Origin of the sequence: Nostoc sp. FACHB-888 (assembly GCF_014696655.1) — a bacterium.
Lineage (GTDB): Bacteria > Cyanobacteriota > Cyanobacteriia > Cyanobacteriales > Nostocaceae > Nostoc.
Genome location: NZ_JACJQM010000188.1, coordinates 1 through 7993, shown reverse-complemented (window position 1 = coordinate 7993; position 7993 = coordinate 1). Strand labels below are relative to the sequence as shown.

Annotated in this window: 6 protein-coding genes and 2 pseudogenes; 5 read left to right on the top strand and 3 right to left on the bottom strand. The window is 43.4% G+C overall.

The window, feature by feature from the left end:
- Positions 1–328 precede the first annotated feature (328 nt).
- Positions 329–1579 carry a hypothetical protein gene (locus H6G26_RS35910; protein ID WP_190736126.1) on the top strand — a complete coding sequence of 417 codons (1251 nt, stop codon included), beginning with the start codon at positions 329–331 and terminating at the stop codon, positions 1577–1579.
- Between the two features lie 37 nt (positions 1580–1616).
- Here H6G26_RS35910 and H6G26_RS35905 read toward each other — a convergent pair whose 3' ends face one another.
- Both H6G26_RS35905 and H6G26_RS41970 read right to left on the bottom strand, forming a co-directional pair.
- The gene (locus tag H6G26_RS35905) at positions 1617–2081 is read right to left on the bottom strand and encodes a hypothetical protein (RefSeq protein WP_190736124.1); all 465 of its coding nucleotides are present in this window, start codon (positions 2079–2081) and stop codon (positions 1617–1619) included.
- Between the two features lie 17 nt (positions 2082–2098).
- Entirely contained in the window at positions 2099–3583 is a 1485-nt protein-coding gene (locus H6G26_RS41970; RefSeq protein WP_199327243.1) for a polymorphic toxin-type HINT domain-containing protein, read from the bottom strand.
- Positions 3584–3748: 165 nt separating this feature from the next.
- On the opposite strand from H6G26_RS41970, the gene H6G26_RS43280 reads away from it, so the two are divergent.
- The 4 genes and pseudogenes from H6G26_RS43280 to H6G26_RS43275 form a co-directional block, all read left to right on the top strand.
- Positions 3749–4090, top strand: coding sequence for a hypothetical protein (locus H6G26_RS43280; RefSeq protein WP_242054164.1), 342 nt, complete (start codon positions 3749–3751; stop codon positions 4088–4090).
- A gap of 668 nt (positions 4091–4758) precedes the next feature.
- Complete coding sequence (locus H6G26_RS35890; RefSeq protein ID WP_190736122.1) at positions 4759–5757, top strand: hypothetical protein; 999 nt, start codon at positions 4759–4761, stop codon at positions 5755–5757.
- Positions 5758–5846: 89 nt separating this feature from the next.
- A complete protein-coding gene (locus tag H6G26_RS35885; protein ID WP_190736119.1) occupies positions 5847–6926 on the top strand; it encodes a Rieske 2Fe-2S domain-containing protein in 1080 nt (359 codons plus the stop codon).
- An 88-nt stretch (positions 6927–7014) separates the two neighbouring features.
- Positions 7015–7137 (top strand): annotated as a pseudogene (locus H6G26_RS43275) (IS630 family transposase); the annotation flags it as partial.
- Positions 7138–7200: 63 nt separating this feature from the next.
- On the opposite strand, the pseudogene H6G26_RS35880 reads toward H6G26_RS43275, so the two are convergent.
- Positions 7201–7941 (bottom strand): annotated as a pseudogene (locus H6G26_RS35880) (hypothetical protein); the annotation flags it as partial.
- Between the last annotated feature and the right edge of the window lie 52 nt (positions 7942–7993).

Below are 7993 nucleotides of genomic sequence, written 5' to 3'. Positions count from 1 at the left end.
TTGCTTGCTCGTCTCAAAGAAAGTATTTCATGAACGAGTAAGCTTTTTCTACCTCCAAAAAATTTTTAGATTGTACATCATCCTTCTATCCGCCATCGCCTGACTTATGCCATTACTGCGGGAGTGAGCCTTAAAGCTGTAGTCCTTATCCTGCATAGCTTATAGCTTTTCTTAGTGCCATTCGACTAAAAAGCTATTCCAGGGAAGAGTTGCGGTTTTGGCAGGGCGAAAACCAGTAAATAAAGACTCGCTAAGAGAATAGCTAAAAGACTTAAACGCGGCATTGCAACCATGCCGTTCATATTGTCATGCAAATTTAGGAGGAAATATGACTACAGCGTTAAAAGCAATCAGCGGTGGCAGCAAACAGCGAAGCGATCGCAAACAGACGGATGCAGATAAATCGATTAGACCACACTGCAAAGTATCAATTGAAGATATTAAGTGGGTTCGTCAGCAGCCTCCATCTGTACAACAGCTTTGGTTAGATAGCGTGGCGGCTGAACAATTTGGCGGTTCTGCCCATAAACTCGATACTAATCTCACCTACAAATCTTTGCAAAAAGCAGGGGCGGCGTTGACTGCCCAAGGATTGTTTCAGTTTGAGGAAGTGTTTGGCCGCTTGCCTTCTGGTAGACCTGGGTTGATTGGCTACCGTGTCCGTAATCTTCACGGTTATTACAATCGCTTTTACTGGGAATCATCCATGTCTGGAGAAACCAATTCTTGTGACGAGAAAGCTGTCCACGCCGGGGAGAAAACAAATGCGCCCGAACGGAATGAAAACCACCTCGAAGTGGAACAAATTCAGTCTGATTTGGAATCATTCCAAAAGAATGGTCAAAAAAGTGAACAATTGCAAGGGTTTCAAAATCCTAACAACGTTTTTAACTACCCCTCAACTACCTACCAACAACCAACTAAGGTTGTTGGTATGGTAGTTGGTTCTGACGCGCTTGCTCGAAATCCGCGTGTTGAGGAAACGGCTCATGCGCCCTTGAGGGGCGCGTCGCCTTCACATATCGAAAGCGCGTCAGAACTTGAAGAATCGCCTACGGCAATGGACTGCACGACGCTGGCGCTTGTGGATGATGCAGAGGGTGAATCTGCTTTGTTGTTGGGTGAAAAGCAGGATTGTAGCGTTGAATCGAGGGATTGTCATGAAGATACTTGTTCCGCCGCGTCCGTCGCTAAAAATGAATTTTCTTCCAAGAAAGCGATCGCTAATCAAACTCAGGGGCAGGTACAACAAAGTTATTCTGCAACGTTTACGGGTGAAAACTCGGTTTCGGGTGTAGAAATCAAAACAGTTGATGAGGGTGAAAGTTCCGCGCCGCGAGTGTCACAAACTGAAAAGTGGTCGCATGAGGCGATTGTAGCGCGGTCAAATCTGCGACCTGTAAGAAGGGAAAAACTGAATCGAGCGGCGAATTCGGGTGAGAATCCGGGGTTTGACTTTTTGCAAGAGTGCTGGAATGATGACCCGGCACTTGTAATAATGATCAAAAAGTTGCTGGCGAAGTTTCCGCAGTGGGGAATTGCTCGTGTTGATGGGGTGCTAATTAAGTGGGAGGGTTAGCGAGCGAGGAGAGTAACAACCCTTTTAGAGAACAGAGCTAGTTTTGTGATTTGTATGCTTCACAAATTCTTACAGCTGCTTCCAGGTATCGATCTAATAAACGACGATCAGATATATCGGGTAATAATAATTCAACAGTTCTAGTAGTTTCTATGATCCCACCCTGTTCTTCTCCATCTCTAAAAGCTGCGATAGATGCCCACAGTCGAGCTATGGCAGTTTGAATTTCTTCCCTTTCAGGCAAATACCATATTTCTCGACTAATTTCATCACACTGTGAAGGAGTTAAAATATTTTGCTCTTGTACAGCTTGCTGAATATATTTATTAAGCTGTGAAAGTTTGTCCGATTTAATCTCGGATGAATATATTTGTATACATTCTATTGCCCATTGAATTGCCAAACTATAGTGATATTTTTGTAGTTCAAGCGCAATTGGATGAGCCCAAAGTATTTCTTTTTGCGCTATGGTTTGTTTTACATTTTCTATTATTTGTTTCATTGTTGTAAGTAGATTTACTAATCTAGCAATTTATATACTGGTGGCTCTCCTATAACTGGTTCTGTAACACTCCATTCCCTAGTAATTCTAGCTCCATTTGTATTGGGAGGAATAAATCTTGTAGGCCCTATTAAACGATGTGGGTCGAGGAGCAAAGCCTCTTCTGGAACATCGATTTCAGTAACAAAGTCAAGAAAATATTGCTTCGCCCGTCTACTAGTAGGTGGTACATTATTGCTTATGTGATTATATAGTGTTCTGAAATTTGTAAGGTCTTCAAATGTAACGAATGTACCTTCAGGGCGATTTAGATCAACTCGACTATTTGTGGTAGTGTAAACACAAATATTGTGAACCAAAATGCCTAGTTCAGATACAAAATAAGTCGGAATTCCCTCAACCCTAAAGTTATAAACCTCAAACTCCCCTTCTCGCTTCTCAATTCTATCAACATCAATAATCCTGCCATCTTCAGTTTGCAGTAATGACCCTACTTGCAAGTCTTTGGCTTTTACCCAACCTTTATCAGATGTCCAGAAAGGATGTTCTCCAGTAGTAGAAATTACCTCTCCATCAACATATAGGTCAACCAAAGCAGTAGTTTCACGTACAAACGTATCTAACACCTGCCGTGCTTCAATCTCTCCTGGTGTCGTGGGATCATCAACAATTACCCAATCACCAACCTGAATATCCTCAATATTCTTGATACCTTCAGCCGTAATAATTTCCGTACCTGCAACAAAGCAATTACCAGTTTCTGTAATTGCTTTTCCAGGAGTTTTCAGGAGTTCATTAGCACTTTCAGTGGCAGTATTAATCGCTTTATTAGCAGCAAAAAATTTCTTAGTACCTAACAATGCCCCAGCAAAAGGCACATAAGCCAGCAAGTTCCAAAGATCCTTTCGTTCAAACTTCCCATTATCTTGGTAACTTTGGTAAAGGTTAGAAGTGGCTTTAGCTGCCCCATATACGTCAAGCCCAGTATTCACTGCCGCTACCCACTTCAGAGGGCCAACCCCAGTCTTTGCCCAGGTAGCCGCTTGCATACCTGTCAAGAAGGATATGCCAATCCCAGTAACATTACCAGCGTTGTAGAGCATGGCATGGTTTGGTTCAATTTTCTTACCAGTGGTATATTCATAAACATCTGTTAAGAAACCACCAGATACACCACTAGCAAAACCGGCTCCCCATTCACCAAACATACCCAGAATTTCTTCGCCACTTGCACCATTAGCGGCAGCACCAGCAATATAGCCAACTCCAAAACCAATGCCGCTAAATGTAGCTAGTTGCCCCGCAAGGGTAACAGCATCGTACTGGCGTGATTCAACAGAACCATTAGCCAGCTTAGTTTGAATTAAATTGCCAACAGCATCATAATCGTAATCTGCTAAGGTGCGATTGCCATCTTTAACAGTATCCAAACGATTCAGTTTATCGTAACCGTAGCTAGTGGTTCCCGCCTCTGTTGTCAAAGATGTAACATTGCTTAACAAATCATAGCCGTAGCTAACAAATTGTTGATCGGGTTGAATAATTTTGGATAAGCGATCGCACTGGTCATAGTTATACTGCGTTACGCCGCGTCTGCTGCTGAAAATGAATTTTCTCTAAATTCTGCGATACCTGCGGCGGGCGTAGCCATCGCTAATCAAACTCAGGTGCAGGTAGAACAGGGTAATCCCGCTTCGTTGTTAGTTGAAAATTCAGTTTCGGGTGTAGAAATCGAAGCAGTTGATGAGGGCGAAAATTCCGCCACACCTGTCCCCAACGCTGAAAAATGGTCACATGAGGCGATTGTTGCGCGGTCAAATATGCGACCGGAGCGGATGCAGAAACTCAAAGTAGTAGCGAATTCGGGACAGAATCCGGGGTTGGACTTCTTGGATAGGTGCTGGAATGATGATCCGGCTTTGCAGATTGTGATTAAAAAGGTGCTGGTTAAGTTTCCGCAGTGGGGGATTGCGATTGTGGATGGGGTGTTGATGAAGTGGAATGAGTAGAGATGGCGTACCCGCCATGAGCTAGTGGTGATTGAGGAAATGATGCATCGGTATCCGGTGCAGGAGTAACACTACAAGGAAACTGGCGATCGACGGGGCGTGGGCGTTCCGCCATCGCTCTTCGGTCAAAAGCTTGACCCTGGGGGATGTCCAAGCTGAAGATCGGGGGGATTCTAAGAGAAAATCAGCTACAAAAACACTGTTTCAGTGAAGCGGGAAAAGTGGGAAAAGTGGGAAAAGTAGGACATTTTCTAATAACCCTTGTTTATCCTGTTGATAACCTGTAACTTAGTAGTTAGTACATAGCAACCATTAAACTAAATAAATCACTTTTGAAAAAATCAGAGGTCAGAATTAGAAAGCTCCAAATAGCAAACGTGCAGTACGAAGCCAACGAATTTGATCGCCGACTGAATACAGATGGACTGTATCATGTGCGCTGTAGAAAGACGAATTATTTGACCGTAGCGACAAATTAAAAGTCAATTTTTTCCCGCCTGCAAGCTTGGATGGAAGCGGATTTAATTTTTGGCGTTTGTGATATGAAGTTGTAGAAATTGCTTGAACAGGCGATGCGAAAGTATTTTGATAGATGACGAACAATCTGTCGCTTTGGTCAAATAATTTGTCTCTCTACATAAATATAAACACGCAGAAATTGACGAAAAATGAAAGCAGATGACACTAACGTATTCCATACCGCTATCAATACTCTTGTTGCATCGAACGAATGCGAAGTGAAGCTAAACAACATCAATTTCCATAGGCGGTTGTTCTGCTTAATCTTCAATCTAATCTTCAATCACAAGGTAGTCTATCTTGCAGTGGGGTTCTTGAACAAAAGATGGAAGTTTCTGCGAACGATTTTCGTAGGTTATAGCGTAGAACAGGGGTATCTGGAACCATATGCCTTCCCTAGTTTCAGAAGCTATATAAAAACCTACAAGTGGACTCCATTTCTTGCTGGCTTTTTCATCCAAGACGGAAAATTGGGCTTGAAGTTTTTCATATCGAGCAACGAAGATGACTTCTACCGAGCCGACAACAAAGAAAACCTAATCCAATTTGCATCAAGAGTGGAGGACATTCGTCAAATAAGCGGTGCGACACAGAATGCTTTTGCTGGTGTCCTCCCTGGAGTTTTATACAGGAATCGAATCATCCGATCAATGAGTGAAACCGAAGTGGTGATTAAATGTATTTTAAAGGGCATATCAAAGGTACAGACTGAGGAGGGTTACATCGGAGACATCCCTCTCATCGTGCTTGGCGGAAATGGATTCATTGGGCGCAGAGTAATTCGGCAGATCAAAGGAAGAGATGTTTACTGCGTCGATCTTGACTCTGAAGAACAGGTTTCCTATTCTTGGCCGGCTCATCTCAAGGGTAGTCCGGCAATCTTAATCAACATATCGCGTTCGTTTGTTCTTTCAAACTACATTCCACATGTTTGGCGAGAGCTTGTGTTATTAAATGAAGTCTACCCAGAACCCAGTCCCAAGGAGGTTGAATCATACAAAGAAAAAGGTAGTTCGGTTTACCATTTGGCGGGGGTTAAAGGAAGAGCTTATCCATCATTCCCTAAAGGTTATTCGGGCGCAATACCATGCTGCGCTGCATGGATGAACCAAGATATCGAAGTAGTCCTTAAGAAACTTGGGGGATAAAATCAGGTTGGTTGACTCACTTTTTATACTGCCTAACTGACGAACAAATTTCACTGTTATCTAGCGCTAATAAGACTAGGAGGATTTAAATGAAGAAGGCTATCCCTGACCTGACTCGCTTCTTTCACCCGGTGCTGCCAGCAAGACTTCTAGGGAAAACTCCAGTTCGTGTCGAATTAGGGGAACGCCGCTACGTTCTGTTTCGCGATGGAAATGGGCGTGCTGCTGCTCTTAATGACGCTTGTCCACACCGAAAAGCCGCACTCTCTCAAGGTTTTGTTCGTTCTGACGGCACATTAGCTTGTCCCTACCACGGCTGGAACTTTGATGCTCTTGGTCATGGTCGCAGTCCGGCTCAACCAACACTTGCTCACTGTGATACCGTAGCCTACCAAGTGGTCGAGAATTATGGGTATCTCTGGCTTGCGGCGATTGAGACTCCTATCGATGCCCTTCCTCAACTCGGTTGGGACGGTTTTGAATTTGCCGGCTCGTTCTCGACTCTGTTTAAAGCACCCCTTCACGTTGTGCTCGATAATTTCTCTGAAGATGAACACTTCTCAAGTGTACACAGTTCTCTAGGATGGGATGAAAGTGGACTTGCACAAGTTGATTTTAAAGCAGAGGTTAAGAGCGATCACACATGCGTACACTACCAGGGTCCGCAGCGACCTTCGCCTTGGCTTTTATTTTTTGGTGTCAAGGCAGGAGACTACTTCAATAATGACTGGGTTACCCGCTTCGACCCGGTACAAGCGGTTTTTACTATGTATTGGGTAGATGCCACCAATGGCTTGCCCCGCCCCTTTGTTATACGCTCGGCAGCATTTATAATGCCTGAGACATCAAAAAACACACGTATTCACACCTTTGTCTTCTTCAAGATTGCTAGTGGTTCACTGTTGCGTCGATTTATCCCCATTATCCGCCCGGTAATATTACTCTTGGGTCGCTATGAGGTAGCAGCGGATGCTCGCTTTATTGTCAACGTAGCCGACACACCATCTGATTTGAAGCAGATGCGCTTGGGGAAATTTGATCTGCCAATCATACACAATCGACGGCTCCTTCAGTCAATTTACTTTGGAAAACAAGTAGAAACCACATCATTGCTATCTAACGGCGTACCAGTTGGTTCACAGGTTCTCCCTTCAAATGACTTAGAATGAAGTAGCAATAATTTACCTGTACTCACTGTCTGCTCAGCGGATTGCAGGTAGATAGAGTACACTAAACGCTAGTGTATCAACCAGGACTATGAAAGCTTACTCCATCGACTTTCGAGAAAAAATAATTAACGCTTACTCTCAAGGCGATACCTCAATTAGAAAAATAGCTTCTAGGTTCGATGTTAGTAAGGCTTTTGTACAAAGGCTACTTTTACTCAAAAGAACTCAAGGTCATGTAGAGCCTTGACAAATGTGCAATTACCTTAACCTCTCACTGATGCCAATCAGCCAACTCTTCAAGCAACTGGGCAGCGAGTTGTTCACCGCCAGCGATCGCTGATTCCCGTAGCCTTTGCTCCAGATTTTGGTCATACTGTTGGATGAACTTAGTAATCTGGTCTAGACACTCGGCTTGCTGCTGATTGAGTTGTTCGGATAAAGCGGGTATAATCACCGGGCGACCAATAACAACTTGCAAATAGTCTTCAAGGTCGGTCAGAGTCGGGAATGCTCTTAATAAGTTGGCTTTGACTGACTCTTGCTTATCCTGTGCTAATTCCCAGGTGTTAAGTGAGAGAAACTGGTCAATTCGCTCTTGATAATCAACAAGTCCCGCTTCGTAATCAACTTTTAATTGATTGCGTAAACCAGGGGCGATATTATCCCTAATATTGATTAACTGATTCCATACCAAGGGAGCTAAATCAATCGGACAAACCCAATCGCCAGTATCAGCAGACATCCATTCTTGAACTGAAGCAATCTCTTGCCTCAATTGGGCAGCAGCTTCATCTAGCTTTTTGAATACCTTGATACCCCGCAAACCTACTTCGGAATTTGTGACTTTAACGAGGTCTGATTCAATTTCAGAAACCTCAGCTTTTAGTACATCTGCCCATTTAGGAGCAGCAGACTTTGTACTTTTTTTTAACTGAATACGAAAGCGAATACGGGTTTTGTTTAACTGTGAGAAATTGTGGCGCTCGACTACTGCATCAGGGCGAACGCATCTTATTTACTAATAAAAACTAAGAAAGATTTTAAAATGACATAAATAATTGTAGAAA